Consider the following 17,128-nt stretch of genomic DNA (forward strand, 5'->3'; position numbering starts at 1 on the left):
AAACCATTCACAGACGAGTAAAATCGTTAAATATTGCCAGAGCCATCAATGAGAAGAGGATTGCCCCTCCCACTCTGTATCCCATTTCCTGAACTTTCTCAGGTACCGGTTTACGAGTAACGGCCTCAATAGCGAAAAACAGCAAATGTCCGCCATCAAGCATAGGCAGCGGAACCAAATTAATAATCCCTAAGTTAACACTAATCAGAGCCAAAAAGCCCAAGAAGTAAACCAGACCATAATCGGCGGTTGTACCTGCACCTTTAGCGATTGAAATAGGGCCACTCAAGTTGTTTAAGCCAACATCACCAACGATGAGCTTCTTAAGCATTGTCAGTGTCAATCCAATGATTTGACCTGTTTTATCAAATGCTTTTCCTACAGACTCAATTACACCAAATTGTAACTCAAAGCGATAATCTTCTGGCCATTCTGCGACTTCCGGAGCAATACCTGCATAGCCGATTGTCGAACCATCAGAAAGCTCTCGACTTTTTGGTGTCATAACCAATGACTGCTCGGCACCATTTCGCAATACGACCAAGTCCAATGATGTCATTGGATTAGCACGAATTAACTCAACAACCGACTGCCACTGTTCAATAGGTTGCCCGTTAATCTCAACAATTTTATCGCCAGCTTCAAGACCTGCATCGTATGCAGCGCCATCATCAATGATTTGAGCCAGTACGGTCGATATCTCTGGAGAATACGGTCTAAAGCCCAGCGTTGTCATTGCAGATTCAGTTTCTGGGTTGAACGACCAGTCTGAAATATCCAATGTCATTTGTTGCTCAAAGCCGATGTCGTCTTGAGAAGCAACCGTCACTGTCATGGATTGATCACCAATGTGCGATATCAACCCCATATTGACTGATTCCCAATCTGCGGTTTTGATTCCTGAAATAGATTTAAGTTCCATTCCAGTTTCAATTCCGGCTTGTGCAGCAATAGATTGTGGAGTGACTTCACCAATCACGGGCTTAACCGCGGGTACGCCAATCAAAAATACTAACCAATACGCGAACACCGCAAAGATAAAGTTGAATGCAGGGCCTGCACCCACAATCGCCGTTCGTTTCCAAAGCGGCTTCTTGTCGAAAGCGTATTGCTGTTGATCTTCAGAAAGATCGTCAACACGACCATCGAGCATCTTAACGTAGCCGCCCAGTGGAATCACTGACAAGCTGTATTCAGTACCATCACGGCCCACTTTACTCCAGATTGATTTACCAAAACCAATCGAGAATTTTTCAACTTTCACACCACAACGACGAGCGACCCAGAAGTGTCCAAACTCATGAACAGCAACCAGAATGCCAAGCGCTACGATAAAAGATGCGAAGTTCCACAGAATTCCACTCATGCTAGCTGCTCTTTAATAAATTGAATGGCTATTTGACGAGACATATTATCGAGCTCGAGAAGGCTTTCCAAGCTATCTAAACCCTCAGAGTTATGTTGTTCACATACTTTGCTCATAACGTGTTCGTTAATGACAGCAATATCGGTAAACTTCACCTGATTGTTCAAGAAAGCATCGACCGCGATCTCGTTTGCTGCATTAATGGCTGTTGTCGCATGCTGACCTAAGTAGCACGCTTCAATCGCTAACCTCAAACACGGGTAACGACTGAAATCTGGTTCTAAGAAGGTAAGCTCACCCACTTTAGTAAAGTCTAAAGGCTTAACACCCGCCTCGGTACGATTAGGGTAAGACATCGTCAAAGCGATTGGCGTTGCCATATCTGGTTCGCCCATTTGAGCAAGCACAGAGCCATCCTTGTACTGAACCATCGAGTGAATCACAGACTGCGGGTGAATGATGACCTTTAACTGCTCCTGAGAAGCATTAAATAGCCATTTCGCTTCAATGTACTCTAGCCCTTTATTCATCATAGTCGCAGAATCGACAGAGATCTTAGGCCCCATAGACCAGTTAGGGTGTGCAATTGCGCGTTCAGGAGTCACTGATTCGAGTTCAGCCACATCGGTATAACGGAAAGGACCACCAGAACCAGTCAGAAGAATATGGTTAATGCCGTTTTCTTCAAGGTTACAGCGGCCTAGGTTAGTTTGTACGTTCTGCGGAAGGCATTGGAAAATAGCATTATGCTCGCTATCGACAGGAAGCAGCTCTGCACCGTATTTTTCCACGGCGTCGATAAACAACTGCCCAGACATCACCAAAGCTTCTTTGTTTGCAAGCAAGATACGCTTGCCCGCTTTAACCGCAGACATAGTAGGAAGTAAACCAGCGGCACCAACAATCGCGGCCATTACCGTGTCCACTTCCTCTAGAGAAGCAACCTGACACATGCCTTCAGTGCCTGAAAGTACTTTTACGTTAGGGTAACTCACGGACAACACTTCAGTCAGTTGAGACGCTGCATCAGAGCAAGCCATAGCAACATAGCTTGGTTGCCACTTTTCAACTAACGCCAGCATCTTTTCAACATTCGAGCCTGCAGCCAGTGCAACCACTGAATAGAGATCTGGGTTTTGCTCAACGACTTTTAGTGTACTTGCACCAATTGAGCCGGTAGCGCCAAGGATAGTTAGATTTCGCATCACATATGACCGTAGAAATGTAATAAAGGGCAGAATCACTGCCCTTTTTTATTAGAATGCTAAATAAAGCAGAGCAAAGACAGGGAATGCAGCCGTTAAGCTATCTATTCTATCTAGTATACCACCATGACCAGGAATCAGATTACTGCTGTCTTTCACCCCAGAAACACGCTTAAACATGCTTTCAACAAGGTCACCTAGAACAGAAATAACAACGGTCACAAGGGTAATAACAATCATGTGAAGTGGGCTTGTGAATTGGATGTCAAACAAGTCAGCAAAGATCCAAGCCACGATCACCGCAGTAATAATGCCACCGATAAGACCTTCAATCGTCTTATTAGGGCTTACCGCTGGTGCCATTTTACGCTTACCAAAACTCTTTCCTGAAAAGTATGCGCCGCTATCTGCAGCCCAAACAAGCAAGCAAACAAACATCACCAGTTTAGCACCGTGGTAAGGATCAGCATCGATACCGTTAGCACGCAGGATAACCACACTCCAGAAGAATGGCAGCAGAGTCAGCACACCAAAGGCGTGACGAAGAAGAGAAGAGTCTTTCCATGCAGGCATAGACTTAGGATAAGTCACCGCCATGCCACTCGCGATTACCCACCAAATCGAGCCAATCGTTAGAATGGCGTAGTGAGCAGTAGACAAGTTATTAAGGCTAAATGCATCAAAAGGGATAAAAGCAAAACTTGCAGCACTTACCACAACCGTTGGAATCAACGCTACATAACGTGATTTGCTTTCAACAAACTGAGTCCACTCCCAAAAACCCAATAGCGAGATTACCGCTAGTGAAAGAATAAATGTAGGAAGTGATAACTCGAAAATACCTAGAATAACTAGGGGAGCTAAAATCAACGCCGTAATAATTCGTTGTTTCAAACCAAAAAATCCTTATTAACTGTCCATCAGAGCTTTAATTTGCTCACCGGTGCATCCAAAACGACGCTCACGGTTAACAAACCAAGTCACAGCTTCTACTAAGCTGTCTTCATTAAAGTCTGGCCAGAATTGTTCAGTGAAATACATTTCGGCGTAAGCCAACTGCCAAAGCATAAAATTACTAATGCGGCATTCGCCACTGGTACGGATAAGTAGATCGACTTCAGGAATATCTGCCATTGTCAGGTGCTGTGTAATCATAGCTTCATCAATGTCATCTACATTAATATCACCAGACTTTACCTGTTGAGCAATAGAGGTCATTGCTTGCTGAATATCCCACTTACCGCCGTAGTTAGCTGCAATATTAATAACCATACCCGTATTGGTGCTAGTCAAAGCTTCCGCTTCTTCTATCTTCTTTTGTAGTCGATCATTGAAACGACTTTTATCACCAATAACACGAAGTTGTAGATTATTTTTATGAAGCTTTTTAACTTCACTCGACAGCACTGAAATAAACAGTTCCATCAAGATACCGACTTCTTCTTCAGGACGACGCCAGTTTTCGCTACTAAATGCAAAAAGAGTAACGGCTTTAATGCCAAGTCTGGCTGCAGAAGAGATAGTTTTACGAACGGCTTGAACACCGTTTTTATGGCCAAAGACGCGAGGCTTGCCCTGAGCTTTTGCCCAGCGACCATTACCATCCATAATGATAGCAATGTGTTTAGGAAGAGAGTCTGTGAACGCTTGAGAATTATGCATAAAAGAGTGAATCAAATTCTAATAGTCGAACAGAGTAGCATAAAAAAACGCTGCACCGTGAGTACAGCGTTTTTCCGGAAAGAAAAGAATATGGAAAATTAAACTTCCATCAACTCTTTTTCTTTAACAGCTAGAACTTCGTCTACGTTCTTAACCGCAGCGTCAGTTAGCTTTTGAATTTCGTCTTGTGCTTTACGATCTTCATCTTCAGAGATTTCTTTATCTTTAAGAAGTGCTTTTAGATCGCCATTCGCGTCACGACGGATGTTACGGATAGCAACACGGCCACCTTCAGCTTCGCCACGAACGATTTTAACTAGGTCTTTACGACGCTCTTCCGTTAGCGGTGGAAGTGGAACACGGATAACCGTACCAGCAGACATAGGGTTTAGGCCTAGGTCAGATGTCAGGATTGCTTTTTCAACTAGAGGAGTCAGTGTTTTATCAAACACTGTAATAGCTAGTGTACGTGCATCTTCAGCGATAACGTTAGCTACTTGAGTCAAAGGCGTTGGAGCACCGTAGTACTCAACAGTAAGACCAGAAAGTAGGCTCGGGTGAGCACGGCCTGTACGAATCTTTTGCAGGCTGTTTTTTAGTGCATCAACACTTTTCACCATGCGCTCTTGAGCGTCTTTTTTGATTTCGTTAATCACAATTTCACCTTGATTATGTTCTTTCTTCAAGAAAGCTTTTTATTTGGAGTGATAAGGATAAGCTTACCAAGGTACAACACCTCAGTAAGCCCGAAAAATTAGTCAGCGTCGCTGATTAATGTACCTTCAGTTTCACCCATAACCACGCGACGTAGTGCGCCTGGTTTATTCATGTTAAATACACGGATTGGCATTTTGTGATCACGTGCTAGCGTAAATGCAGCCAAGTCCATTACTTTAAGTTCTTTATCAAGAACCGTGTTGTAAGACAACGTATCATACAACTCTGCGTCTGGGTTTGCTACAGGGTCAGAAGTAAATACACCATCTACTTTTGTCGCTTTTAGAACTACGTCAGCTTCGATTTCGATACCACGTAGACATGCAGCAGAATCCGTAGTGAAGAATGGGTTACCCGTACCAGCAGAGAAGATCACAACGCGACCTTGACGTAGTTGGCTGATTGCATCTGCCCAGTTGTAGTCGTCACACACACCTTTAAGAGGGATTGCAGACATTACACGTGCGTTTACGTAAGCACGGTGAAGAGCGTCACGCATTGCAAGGCCGTTCATTACCGTTGCAAGCATACCCATGTGGTCACCAACAACGCGGTTCATGCCAGCTTCAGCAAGACCAGCACCACGGAACAAGTTACCGCCACCGATAACAACACCAACTTGAACGCCTAGTTCAACCAATTCTTTTACTTCTTGAGCCATACGATCAAGGATCGTTGGGTCAATACCAAAACCTTCTTCGCCTTGTAGCGCTTCACCGCTAAGTTTTAACAGAATACGTTGATACACTGGTTTAGGGTTCGTAGTCATGGAGTTTACCTTCCAAAGAGTTGATGATTAACAGTCATGGATAAAAACTGAGTAAGTCAGTTTGCATTCATAACCACTAACGTTGCCTTCAAAAATAGTTCACTATTCATAAAAAGACCGCAGCATTTGCCACGGTCTTTTTTCAAACAATACGCTAAGGATTAACCTTTTTGTACCGCTGCAACTTCGTCAGCGAAGCTCATTTCAGCAGCTTTCTCGATACCTTCACCAACTTCTAGACGTACGAAGTTAGATACTGCAGCGCCTTTTTCTTTAAGGATTTCGCCAACAGTTTTCTTAGGTTCCATGATGAAAGCTTGACCAGTTAGAGAGATTTCGCCCGTGAATTTCTTCATACGGCCGATAACCATTTTCTCAGCGATCTCTTGAGGCTTGCCTTCGTTCATAGCGATTTCAACTTGAACTTCTTTCTCTTTAGCAACTACGTCTGCTGGTACGTCTTCTGGGTTAACAAACTCAGGACGAGAAGCAGCAACGTGCATAGCAACGTGCTTAAGAGTTTCAGCTTCGCCTTCACCAGCTACAACAACACCGATTTTCTCACCGTGACGGTAAGAAGCTAGTGCAGCACCTTCAACGTAAGCTACGCGACGGATGTTGATGTTTTCGCCGATTTTAGCAACTAGAGCAACGCGAGTTTCTTCGAACTGTGCTTGTAGCTCTTCTACAGAAGCTTTAGAAGCTACTGCTGCAGCTGCAACTTCTTCTGCAAACGCAGTGAAGCTAGCATCTTTTGCTACGAAGTCAGTTTGGCAGTTAACTTCAAGAAGAACAGCTACACCGTTCTCTTCTTTGATGATGATTGCGCCTTCAGCAGCAACGTTACCAGCTTTCTTAGCTGCTTTCGCTGCGCCAGATTTACGCATGTTTTCAATTGCTAGTTCGATGTCAGCGTTTGCTTCTACAAGCGCTTTCTTACATTCCATCATGCCAGCGCCAGTGCGCTCGCGAAGTTCTTTAACTAGAGCAGCAGTTACAGTTGCCATTCTCTATTCCTCGGTTGATTCGAAAATAAGGTAAAAATCAGGGGCCAAAATGAGGCCCCCAATCTAACTATAACTTAGCTTACATTTAATAAAGATTTCAAAATCTATATTAGCTAAGCCAAGCGTGATTCAGAGCCGCTATTATTCAGCTTCTACAAAACCATCTTTTTCAGCAGCTACAGCAGCAACGTCTTTGTTACGACCTTCTTTAACCGCGTCTGCAGCAGCGTTTAGGTAAAGCTGTACTGCACGGATTGCATCGTCGTTACCTGGGATAACGAAGTCAACGCCGTCTGGGTTAGAGTTAGTATCAACTACAGCGTAAACTGGGATACCTAGGTTGTTTGCTTCTTTAACTGCGATGTGTTCGTGATCAGCATCGATTACGAATAGAGCGTCTGGTAGGCCGCCCATGTTCTTGATACCACCAAGAGACTTCTCTAGCTTCTCCATTTCACGAGTGCGCATTAGAGCTTCTTTCTTAGTTAGCTTGTCGAAAGTACCGTCTTGAGCTTGCGCTTCAAGTTCTTTCAGACGCTTGATAGACTGACGAACAGTTTTGTAGTTCGTTAGCATACCGCCTAACCAGCGGTTGTTAACGTAGAACTGGTTGCTGTTTACAGCAGCTTCTTTAACAGCTTCAGATGCAGCGCGCTTAGTACCAACGAAAAGAACTTTACCTTTCTTCTCACCAACTTTAGCGATTTCTGCTAGAGCTTCGTTGAACATTGGTACAGTTTTTTCTAGGTTGATGATATGTACTTTGTTACGAGCACCAAAGATGAATGGCTTCATTTTTGGGTTCCAGTAACGAGTTTGGTGACCGAAGTGAACACCAGCTTTAAGCATATCGCGCATTGATACAGTTGCCATTTTAAAATCCTCTATGGGGTTAGGCCTCCACATCCCCCATGAATCCGACCCCTAACAACTAACCACTTTTCAGCCGTTATCTGTGTTGTTGAGGCACCCCGGAACATGTGTCGGAATGTGTGTGATTTAAAGAAATAAGTTAGTGGACATAAAGCTTGTTTCGCCAATTGGAGAAAACAGTCCTGATGTCCGGCGCGCTTTATACCATATTTTGTCTATCTATGGCTAGAAAAAATTCTAAAAATGGCGACTGCTATACTGATCTCTAAAGGTAAATTTTCTCTATAAAATAGTGTCTATATCAAGCAGGTTCTGCATCTGTTAACCGAACATTATTTAATCACGTTAACAGTATCCTCCAGTATTGTACGGACATGGTAATGTTGCGCTAAATTGCTGCACTGATAGAATAGCCCCAATATGCACACTTAGGTGCTACCAAATTAAGAGATATGCAATGGCTGTAAAAATTAAAACTGCTGAAGAAATTGAAAAAATGCGCGTCGCCGGCAAGCTGGCCGCTGACATTATTGAGATGATCGAACCTCACATCCAAGTGGGTACCACGACGGAAGAGCTCAATACGCTTTGTCATGAGTACGCTCTAGAAAGAGGTGCATACTCTGCGCCACTCGATTACCACGGTTTCCCTAAGTCTATCTGTACGTCTATCAATCATATTGTGTGTCACGGCATTCCCGCGTCACAAGACGAGACGGGTAGCACAGGTCAATTCAAACCTGCGGTACTCAAAGATGGCGACATTCTGAACGTTGATATCACAGTTATCATCCCTGATGACGCAAATGCCGATCTTAGTACTCGCCCTCAAGGCTACCACGGTGACACCTCTAAGATGTTCCTAGTGGGTGAGGTTTCACCTGCAAACAAGCGTCTGTGCATGGTTGCTCAAGAAGCACTTTACGAAGGCATGCGCCAAGTTAAGCCAGGTGTTCAACTTGGTCAAATCGGTACTGCTATCGAGAAGTACATCAAAACAAACAACAAGAACAACCCACGCGCTAAGTTCTCTATTGTTAAAGATTACTGTGGTCACGGCATTGGTTCTGAATTCCACGAAGATCCACAAGTAGTTCACTACAAGAACAGCGATCGCACAGTGCTAAAAGCAGGCATGTGCTTCACTATCGAGCCAATGATCAACGCGGGTAAGTTTGGCTGTCGTCTTGATGACGAAGATAGCTGGACAGTATACACAGCAGACAGCAAGAACTCGGCTCAATGGGAGCACACTCTGGTTGTAACTGATACTGGTTGTGAAGTACTAACACTGCGCAGCGATGATACAATCCCACGTATCATGAAGAACGCTTAGTTCACCGAACTGAGCGTATCAGCCTTTTAAAAATATCCTCGCATTGTCGAGGATATTTTTTATCTACTCAATTTCGATTTTCCATCAGCTTCTGTTAAATTGTTTACTATTCTCATTTGCTTGCACGGATAGCAGACTATGCCTTATCAATGCCCTCTTACGTTCAATGACGAACAAATTGAAATCTGCGAATTAAAAAATCAGCTCGAGATCTTCACGCAGTATCAAAAAAATGAATTTCTGAACCACCACCCCGTCACCGATTTGGTTCTACTGCGCTCCGAATACATGGATTTACTTCTCAATCGTTTGTGGGAAAATTTCGGATTCAACAAACTGCCTCATATTTCACTTGTCGCAGTGGGTGGTTATGGTCGTGGCGAACTGCATCCTTTGTCTGACATTGATATTCTCATTGTCTCGCAAAAAACACTACCACCAGCTCTTGGTGAAAAGGTCAGTCAATTCATTACTCTACTTTGGGATTTAAAGCTCGAAGTTGGCCATGCTGTGCGAACTATTACTGAGTGTCTCGATATCGGCACCGATGATTTAACCGTCGCGACCAACCTACAAGAGTCGCGATTGTTATGTGGTAGTGAAGACACTTTCCAAGAACTAAAACTGAAGATTCATTCCGATTCATTTTGGCCAAGTGAGACGTTTTACAAAGCCAAGATTCAAGAACAGAGAGAGCGTCATGCTCGCTACCACGACACCACCTATAATTTAGAACCGGACATCAAATCGACTCCGGGAGGGCTCAGAGACATCCATACCCTGAGCTGGGTTGCGCGTCGCCACTTCGGCGCGACCTCTTTGTTAGAGATGAGCAAATACGGCTTTCTGACCGATGCTGAATATCGTGAGCTCGTTGAGTGCCAAGATTTTTTATGGCGTGTTCGCTTTGCATTGCATATTGAACTGCGCCGTTACGACAACCGTTTAACGTTCGCGCATCAAGCTCAAGTCGCTGAACATCTGGGTTATACGGGTGAAGGAAACCGTGGTGTTGAGATGATGATGAAAGAGTTCTACCGAACCCTTCGTCGTGTTGCTGAACTGAATAAGATGCTGCTTAAGCTGTTCGATCAAGCGATCATCAATGGCGGTCAAACCCAAGACGCTGAAATTCTCGATAGTGATTTCCAACGTCGAGGTTCGTTGATCGAAGCGCGCAAGCCTGCCCTATTCCAAGCAAGACCAGAAACCATTCTCGATATGTTCATCCATATCGCCAATGACTCGACTATCGAAGGGGTAAGTCCACCAACATTGCGACAACTGCGTACGGCACGCCGTCGATTGAACCGATTCCTGCATACCATTCCTGAAGCTCGTGACAAGTTCATGGATCTAGTTCGCCACCCTAATGCCCTGCACAAAGCCTTTAGCTTAATGCACAAATTGGGCGTGCTCTCTGCGTACTTACCGCAGTGGAGCCAGATCGTTGGTCAGATGCAGTTTGACCTATTCCATGTTTACACCGTGGATGAGCACAGTATCCGCCTGCTCAAGCACATCAACCGCTTTGGTCAAATCGAAAACCACGATAAGCACCCTATCTGCTGTGAAGTCTATCCTCGAGTACAGAAGAAAGAGTTGCTGATCCTTGCCGCTATCTTCCATGACATCGGCAAAGGCCGCGGCGGAGACCACTCTGAGATAGGTGCGGTTGAGGCTTACTCTTTCTGTATTGAACACGGGCTATCGAAGCCTGAAGCCAAACAAGTCGCGTGGTTGGTACAAAATCACCTATTGATGTCAGTAACGGCTCAACGTCGTGATATCTACGACCCAGATGTGATCACCGAATTCGCCAAAAAAGTGCGTGATGAAGAATCACTCGAGCTACTGGTTTGTTTAACCGTTGCCGATATCTGTGCGACTAACCCTGAGCTATGGAACAGTTGGAAACGAACCCTGTTAGCTGAGCTGTTCCACTCAACGCAGCGAGCACTGCGCCGCGGCTTGGAAAACCCTGTCGATGTCAGAGACCGTATTCGTCACAACCAACAAATGGCATCAGCACTGCTGCGTAAAGAAGGCTTCACCGCTCGTGAGATTGAAGTGTTGTGGCAACGCTTTAAGGCCGATTATTTCTTGCGTCACACACATAAACAAATCGCTTGGCACTGTGAGCACTTACTTCGCCTAGAAGACCCAAGCCAACCGTTAGTGCTGATCAGTAAGAAAGCGACGCGCGGTGGCACAGAAGTGTTCGTTTATTGTAAAGACCAAGCAGCACTGTTTGCGACCGTGGTTGCCGAACTCGACAGACGTAACTTTAACGTTCATGACGCGCAGGTCATGGTTAGCAAAGATGGTCATGTTTTGGATACCTTTATCGTACTAGACCAGCACGGCGAAGCGATTGATGAAGCAAGACACAAAGCCGTTGCTAAACATCTGACTCATGTATTGACTGATGGCCGCCCGACTAAGATTAAGACGCGTCGCACGCCACGTAACTTGCAACACTTTAAGGTCAAAACCTTAGTTGAGTTCCTACCAACCAAGAGCAAGAAACGTACCTTGATGGAGTTAAGAGCTCTTGATACGCCGGGGTTATTGGCTCAAGTCGGTGCAACCTTTGCGGAGCTAGACATCAACTTGCACGGTGCCAAAATCACCACCATAGGTGAGCGAGCAGAGGATCTGTTTATTCTGACCAGTGAAGCGGGAGGAAGGCTGTCTGAAGAACAAGAACAGGCACTAAGAGAACGATTAACCGAGCACGTTTCTGAACTCGCACCTTAGAAAGCGAATTCAGTCTAAAAACAGGTTTAATAACCAAATAAGTGTGGGCAAAGATAGAGAGCGATCTTGCCCACAACTTACAATCAATTCACAGGTATCAACTATCTAGCTCGTCGTTAGGCTGCTACATTGATCAAGTCAATTACATAAAAGTATTACATTCATAACCTAGAGGTCGCTTATGTATCCAAACCTCACTGGCTTAGGTATCCACGAACCTAAACAGATTGAACGTTACTCCCTTCGCCAAGAAGCGCACAAAGATATCCTGAAGATTTACTTTCGTAAGCAGAAAGGGGAACTGTTCGCGAAAAGCGTTAAATTTAAGTACCCACGACAAGTAAAAAGTGTGCTTGTTAGCGGTGGCAATAATCAATACAAAGAAGTGACAGAGATTAACCGCAACCTCACTCTTGTGATTGATGAACTCAACAAAATCACCAAACCGACGCCAACGGCTGAGGTGGATGTGAAGCAGAAGATCCTTACCGACTTACGCCATCTAGAGAAAGTGGTATCAAGCAAGATCGCTGAGATCGAAGCTGATCTAGAAAAGCTAAAATGATCCCGCGACTAACTATTACTGTTAACTAACCAACATTAGTTATGCCGTTAAGGTTATACAGATACAAAAAGGGCTGATATCACTATCAGCCCTTTGTTTTTTATTCTATTTTCTCTATTCACTTAGACTGGAGATTGCCTAAACACGCGAGACTTACTTAGACAAGCAAGTTTGAGCATCGATTAAGTTAGTATCCCACTCAAAAGTTTCAAGCAACCTTAACCACGTTTCATCTAGGTTAGCCTTCATCACTAACTCCTTCTTTGTAAAAGGGTGGATGAAGCGTAGCTCAGAAGCATGCAGTAACAAACGGTGAGAGTCTAAATCATCACGAAACAGTCGGTTATGCTTACCATCACCATGCGAAGTATCACCCACGATTGGGTGTCTTAGGTGAGCCATATGACGACGCAACTGATGCTTGCGACCTGTCTTTGGCATCATCTCAACCAAGCAATAACGACTGGTTGGGAAGCGGCCTGTTGAATACGGCACTTCAACTTTCGCTAACGGCTCGTAAACGGTAATAGCCTCTTGGGGTTCTTTATCTTCTTTCACGAACTTGTCTGCGATCTTATCCAACTCGACCTTGAGTGCGTAGTCGAGCGTATCGCCCTCTTCTATCCAGCCACGCACAATCGCATGATAAGTCTTTTGCATCTCATGGTTGGCGAACATCGGCATGACTTCAGAGGCAACCTCACTCGACAATGCAAACACCAAAACACCGGATGTAGGTCGGTCTAAACGATGCAAAGGAAATACATGCTGACCAATTTGGTCACGCAGTGTTTGCATAACAAATTGAGTCTCGTGTTTATCCAACCATGAGCGATGTACTAGCATACCTGCAGGCTTATTCACCGCGACAAAATACTCATCTTGATAAATGATCTCTAACATTACGCGCATACCTCATCAATGCTCAGAATCGTCACTAGCAGTTCGACTTTGTCTGCCTCATTTTTCCACACTTCACCAAAATAAGGATGGATAGCAAAGCCTTTCGGTAGGCTCATTTGGGCATCCATCATTGCGTTGATCTTAACGATAAAGATCCACTGCAACCACTCTTCCGGTTGTAACGAATCAATCCCGAAAGGTTCAACGCTCGCCAGAGCTTCATCCGAAGGCGGAAGCGTGCTCCATAGCGAACATTGGCGCATTTGTTCTTCTAGTTGTTGAAGTAAAAGAGGTAACTTTGTGGCTGCTGTCATTTTTCACCAAGTTATTTATCTAGTGACCTTGAAATTGGGGCATAGAGTACCATCTATTTAGGAAAGAAAGTTAGGAGCTTTATTACTATGGAAACGATTCACACGCTCACTCAGTTACTAAAGAATAGCGGTTGCCAGTACGATATCTACGACCTAGGTCGCCGTATTCAGAAGATCGACAACACCTTATTCTCTGATGTTGAGCAAGGGAAACAGCCGTACCCATTTCCACTTCAGAAACAAGCTCACTTAGCGATTAGTTACTGGAACGAACACAAGCAACCTTGGATCTGGTTCCTAAAATTCAAACTGGACGAAAGAGGCCTATTACATCAAGGTGATGTCGGCAATTTCCTTAAGTTTGTTATCGAAGCGATGGGCACACGTTTGAACGGTGAGATCAGCGAAGAGCAACAACAAAAGCTGTCAAACAACCCATATACCTTCAAGCCTTCAGAAGACAAAATGGCCGTGTTCCATAGCCAAGTAAGAGCAGGTTTAGACCTTGCAACGAGCCAATACTACGAACACGCTCAACACTACTTCACAGGCGATCTAGGCTGGGACAACTGGAAAACCGTTGGCCTACAAGGCATCACTGATATGTGTGCTCGTTTAGGCAGCCAACAAAATGGTGTCGCGATTCGCAAAGCATTGAATAAGCTGCCTTCAGAACCTCTATACGCGACTCTCGGGGCGCTTGAGCATACGCAAATCAATGACAAGCTCGCTCAACGCTTACAAGAAATGGCAGAGAATGAGATTAACAGTCAAGAGCCAGATCTGTTCTTACTGTCAGCACTGGTACGTGCCCTTTCTGGCGCAGAGCAAAGCACAACCAACGCCGTAATTAACCAAGTTCTGGCTAGCCCGCGCTTAAGCCACCAAGAAGTATTGATTGGTTTGGCTGGTCGCAGCTGGCACGCACTGCAAGATCCTGCGATTGCTGAGCAGTTCTTGCTGCGTCTCGCACAAACGGGCAACCAAAACTTGTTCAATCAGTTATTTGCAGATTTAGTGATGATTCCGACACTGAGAATGGTATTTTTACCATTATTGAACTCGAACCCATCACCAGAACTCGCCAATGCACTTGTAGAATTACAACAAGCGGCTAAGTCGCAATAGATACCAGACAGAACAGCTCAGTAGCTCATAACAAAAAGCTCAAATCACGAACGGAATAGAGAGATAAAAGGAAGTATGGATTAAATGATAGATAACTTATTGGCTATTTTGATGCTGTGCTTCTTTTGCTTTCTGTTTTGGCAACAGCGCAGGCAATCCGAGCTTGCGAAAGCTGCCATTGCGAGAAAATGTAAAGAGCTCGACTTACAGCTATTAAGTGTTGCCTTTAGTGGTCATAAACTTAAGATGCGCCATGAGCTCACCACCATTTGGCGCTGGCACACCGTGTATCAATTTGAGTTTTCAGCGTTAGGTGATGACCTGTACCAAGGGAAACTGACCATGGTGGGCTTCCGTTCTATGCGGTTTGAGCTACAGCCTCATAGAATGTAACATCGCAATACGCGGTATAACTATATTCATGATAAGGGCCAAACTGATCTTGTTTGGTCTCTTTAAATGCAAAGCCTAACTTTTCAAGTAACTTAATTGATGGGTTATGACCAACATTAACGGTCGCGACAACATTCGTTAGGTGTTCTTCAAAACAAACCAAACTAAAGAAAGGTTTTAGCACTTCACTAGCAAGGCCTTGATTCCAAAACTCCTTGTCCAGAATAAATCCCAGTTCATGCTTCCCTTCTTCAGACGAAACAAACAAATGCCCGAGGTATTCGCGGGTTTGGTTGTGGATAATGGCTCGGCAAAAACCAACGTTGTCGTTCAGTATTTCTTGAAATAGGTGTTTTGCAGAGGCAATAGAATGCGGCCCGTTCATTTCAGCACGATTGATGGGGCAGCAATTCAACTTGATAAAGTCATGTTCTAACTGCTCGGTATAAGGTACCAACAGCGTTCTTGAGGTTGCTATCGTCATAAAACACTCCTTGTGTTGACCATTAGCAGAAAAGCAGATGTCGCGTGCTTAGATAAAAGCTCCTGAATTAAAGAGAGCCCCTAGATAGAGAAAAAGCCTTAGGAAAAGAAAAGCCCCGACACCGAAGTGTCAGGGCTAGGGTCTTACTCGCAGCAGTCCGGCTACTAATTAATGCTCCATGCATCATCCATAATAGTGGCTGTAATCCTTCAGCTCTTTCCTTTACTTCGCCGTCCTAGCGGTGTCCAATCATCCTGAAAGCTAACAATCCTAGTTAGCGCACATCACTTGTTCCGTGAGCGGTGTCCTTTACATCGTCCTGATGCTAATCCAACCCTTTAATCCTAAAGGTGTCCATTGTCATTCCGTTGCAGCTAACTTCCTGTTAACTGACTGTATCCCTACAATGTCCTTACGCTCCATGCTTGATCACTCAATCCTAAGTAACCAAATCTTCATCCTGAAGATAACCAAATCCTTGGTGCTTTCCTGTTCCGTGTCAGAATCCTTCCGACAAGGTTTAATTTACGCGATTTAGGATTTCGGACAATAGATTTGCATCACATTTTGAATTCAAGAAAGTTGTTAATTATATGAAACAATTAAAATTCAACAACTTAACCATGTGCACATCAATCTCTCTAGCGATGTATTCGTGTTATCTCACAACCTTTGTAAGAGATCTCTCACAAGCCATGGGCGGTTTTATGATTCGCTATCATTCACCAGAGCGAGTAAAATGACTAAAGACTAAAAATGGAGATCAACATGCTGACAAAAGATGTTTCTGAAGAGTTGAAATCAGTGCTTGAAGGACTGCAAGCGCAAGGGAAAGAGCCGACAGTTGCTTTAGTTAAGGCTCGTATGAGCACATCCGTTCCGATGCCCGCTTTAATCACGACCATCAAGAGCTGGAAAAGCGCAAATCGTGTTCCTAAAGTTGAAGTCGCGACACAAGAAGAGCCAGCACTTGATCGTGTTAGCCAACTGGAAAAGCAAATCCTTGAACTCACTGCTCGCGTTGCCATGCTTGAAGCTAAACTAACTGATCAATAAGGCAACTGAGCAATAAGTTGACCGATAAATAAGCTAACAGAGAAATAGAACACTATGAAGATATGGGTTGATGCGGACGCTTGTCCAAAGGTTATCCGAGAAACAATCGTACGCGCAGCTGAGCGCACAGGGGTTGAATGTACCTTTGTGGCAAACCATCTGGTTCCCGTTCCTAAACGCAATAACATTCACTCAATTCAAGTGCCAAGCGGGTTTGATATTGCTGATGATGAAATCGTAAAGCGCACTGAACCCGGCGATCTTGTGATTACATCCGATATCCCTCTGGCTGACGAAGTGATCACTAAAGGTGGGCAAGCACTCAGCTCTCGTGGTGAGCTTTACACCAAAGAGACCATTAAAGCGCGTCTGAACATTCGTGACTTTATGGATACCATGCGCTCAAGTGGCATCCAAACGGGTGGACCAAGTGCCCTTTCTCAAACCGACCGTCGTGAGTTCGCAAACCACTTAGATAGAATTCTAGCCAAACGCTAGCTGGCTCATCCGAGCTTAACCTAGTTCTATCTCTCCATAAAAAATCAAAAAACCTGCAAACAATGCAGGTTTTTTTAATATCAATTAGAAGA

Annotated in this window: 18 protein-coding genes; 7 read left to right on the forward strand and 11 right to left on the reverse strand. The window is 44.5% G+C overall.

What is annotated here, in order from left to right; all coding sequences use genetic code 11:
• Window positions 1-7 precede the first annotated feature (7 nt).
• The 8 genes from rseP to rpsB all read right to left on the reverse strand — a co-directional run bounded on the left by rseP (window position 8) and on the right by rpsB (window position 7,599).
• Window positions 8-1,366, reverse strand: a complete 1,359-nt coding sequence (gene rseP, locus AB4161_RS15500; protein WP_017060736.1) for a sigma E protease regulator RseP — start codon at window positions 1,364-1,366, stop codon at window positions 8-10.
• Window positions 1,363-2,571, reverse strand: coding sequence for a 1-deoxy-D-xylulose-5-phosphate reductoisomerase (gene ispC / locus AB4161_RS15505; protein WP_017060737.1), 1,209 nt, complete (start codon window positions 2,569-2,571; stop codon window positions 1,363-1,365). The genes rseP and ispC overlap by 4 nt, the downstream gene beginning before the upstream one ends.
• A gap of 51 nt (window positions 2,572-2,622) precedes the next feature.
• On the reverse strand, window positions 2,623-3,465 hold the full coding sequence (locus AB4161_RS15510) for a phosphatidate cytidylyltransferase (protein ID WP_017063365.1): 843 nt from the start codon (window positions 3,463-3,465) through the stop codon (window positions 2,623-2,625).
• 15 nt (window positions 3,466-3,480) lie between these two features.
• Entirely contained in the window at window positions 3,481-4,233 is a 753-nt protein-coding gene (locus tag AB4161_RS15515) for an isoprenyl transferase (protein WP_017063364.1), read from the reverse strand.
• 98 nt (window positions 4,234-4,331) lie between these two features.
• Window positions 4,332-4,889 (reverse strand): ribosome recycling factor, encoded by a 558-nt coding sequence (gene frr / locus AB4161_RS15520; protein WP_017060741.1) that lies wholly within the window; start codon window positions 4,887-4,889, stop codon window positions 4,332-4,334.
• A gap of 98 nt (window positions 4,890-4,987) precedes the next feature.
• On the reverse strand, window positions 4,988-5,719 hold the full coding sequence (gene pyrH, locus AB4161_RS15525; protein WP_017060742.1) for a UMP kinase: 732 nt from the start codon (window positions 5,717-5,719) through the stop codon (window positions 4,988-4,990).
• Between the two features lie 161 nt (window positions 5,720-5,880).
• Window positions 5,881-6,726: a translation elongation factor Ts gene (gene tsf, locus AB4161_RS15530; protein WP_017063361.1), complete on the reverse strand. Its 846-nt coding sequence runs from the start codon at window positions 6,724-6,726 to the stop codon at window positions 5,881-5,883.
• A gap of 141 nt (window positions 6,727-6,867) precedes the next feature.
• Window positions 6,868-7,599 carry a 30S ribosomal protein S2 gene (gene rpsB / locus AB4161_RS15535; protein WP_032546326.1) on the reverse strand — a complete coding sequence of 244 codons (732 nt, stop codon included), beginning with the start codon at window positions 7,597-7,599 and terminating at the stop codon, window positions 6,868-6,870.
• A gap of 457 nt (window positions 7,600-8,056) precedes the next feature.
• On the opposite strand from rpsB, the gene map reads away from it, so the two are divergent.
• From map to AB4161_RS15550, 3 genes are all read left to right on the forward strand, one after another.
• Entirely contained in the window at window positions 8,057-8,935 is an 879-nt protein-coding gene (gene map / locus AB4161_RS15540) for a type I methionyl aminopeptidase (RefSeq protein ID WP_017060743.1), read from the forward strand.
• Window positions 8,936-9,073: 138 nt separating this feature from the next.
• A complete protein-coding gene (gene glnD, locus AB4161_RS15545; protein ID WP_017060744.1) occupies window positions 9,074-11,695 on the forward strand; it encodes a bifunctional uridylyltransferase/uridylyl-removing protein GlnD in 2,622 nt (873 codons plus the stop codon).
• 181 nt (window positions 11,696-11,876) lie between these two features.
• Window positions 11,877-12,260: a DUF3461 family protein gene (locus AB4161_RS15550; RefSeq protein WP_004734354.1), complete on the forward strand. Its 384-nt coding sequence runs from the start codon at window positions 11,877-11,879 to the stop codon at window positions 12,258-12,260.
• A 153-nt stretch (window positions 12,261-12,413) separates the two neighbouring features.
• Here the strand turns inward: AB4161_RS15550 and truC are convergent, their stop codons facing one another.
• Entirely contained in the window at window positions 12,414-13,163 is a 750-nt protein-coding gene (gene truC / locus AB4161_RS15555; protein ID WP_372083581.1) for a tRNA pseudouridine(65) synthase TruC, read from the reverse strand.
• A complete protein-coding gene (locus tag AB4161_RS15560; protein WP_372083582.1) occupies window positions 13,163-13,477 on the reverse strand; it encodes a YqcC family protein in 315 nt (104 codons plus the stop codon). Before AB4161_RS15560 ends, truC begins: the two co-directional genes overlap by 1 nt.
• 87 nt (window positions 13,478-13,564) lie before the next feature.
• Between AB4161_RS15560 and AB4161_RS15565 the strand changes: the two genes are divergently transcribed.
• On the forward strand, window positions 13,565-14,605 hold the full coding sequence (locus AB4161_RS15565; protein ID WP_017060747.1) for a DUF3549 family protein: 1,041 nt from the start codon (window positions 13,565-13,567) through the stop codon (window positions 14,603-14,605).
• 84 nt (window positions 14,606-14,689) lie between these two features.
• A complete protein-coding gene (locus AB4161_RS15570; RefSeq protein ID WP_017060748.1) occupies window positions 14,690-14,998 on the forward strand; it encodes a DUF3301 domain-containing protein in 309 nt (102 codons plus the stop codon).
• Here the strand turns inward: AB4161_RS15570 and AB4161_RS15575 are convergent.
• Window positions 14,964-15,482, reverse strand: coding sequence for a GNAT family N-acetyltransferase (locus AB4161_RS15575; RefSeq protein WP_017060749.1), 519 nt, complete (start codon window positions 15,480-15,482; stop codon window positions 14,964-14,966). The genes AB4161_RS15570 and AB4161_RS15575 overlap by 35 nt on opposite strands.
• Before the next feature lie 768 nt (window positions 15,483-16,250).
• Between AB4161_RS15575 and AB4161_RS15580 the strand changes: the two genes are divergently transcribed.
• Entirely contained in the window at window positions 16,251-16,538 is a 288-nt protein-coding gene (locus tag AB4161_RS15580; RefSeq protein WP_017069390.1) for a hypothetical protein, read from the forward strand.
• Window positions 16,539-16,592: 54 nt separating this feature from the next.
• Complete coding sequence (locus AB4161_RS15585; protein ID WP_017063355.1) at window positions 16,593-17,036, forward strand: YaiI/YqxD family protein; 444 nt, start codon at window positions 16,593-16,595, stop codon at window positions 17,034-17,036.
• The last annotated feature ends 92 nt before the right edge of the window (window positions 17,037-17,128 follow it).

It is taken from the genome of Vibrio sp. 10N.286.51.E5 (genome assembly GCF_041469125.1).
GTDB lineage: Bacteria > Pseudomonadota > Gammaproteobacteria > Enterobacterales > Vibrionaceae > Vibrio > Vibrio crassostreae_C.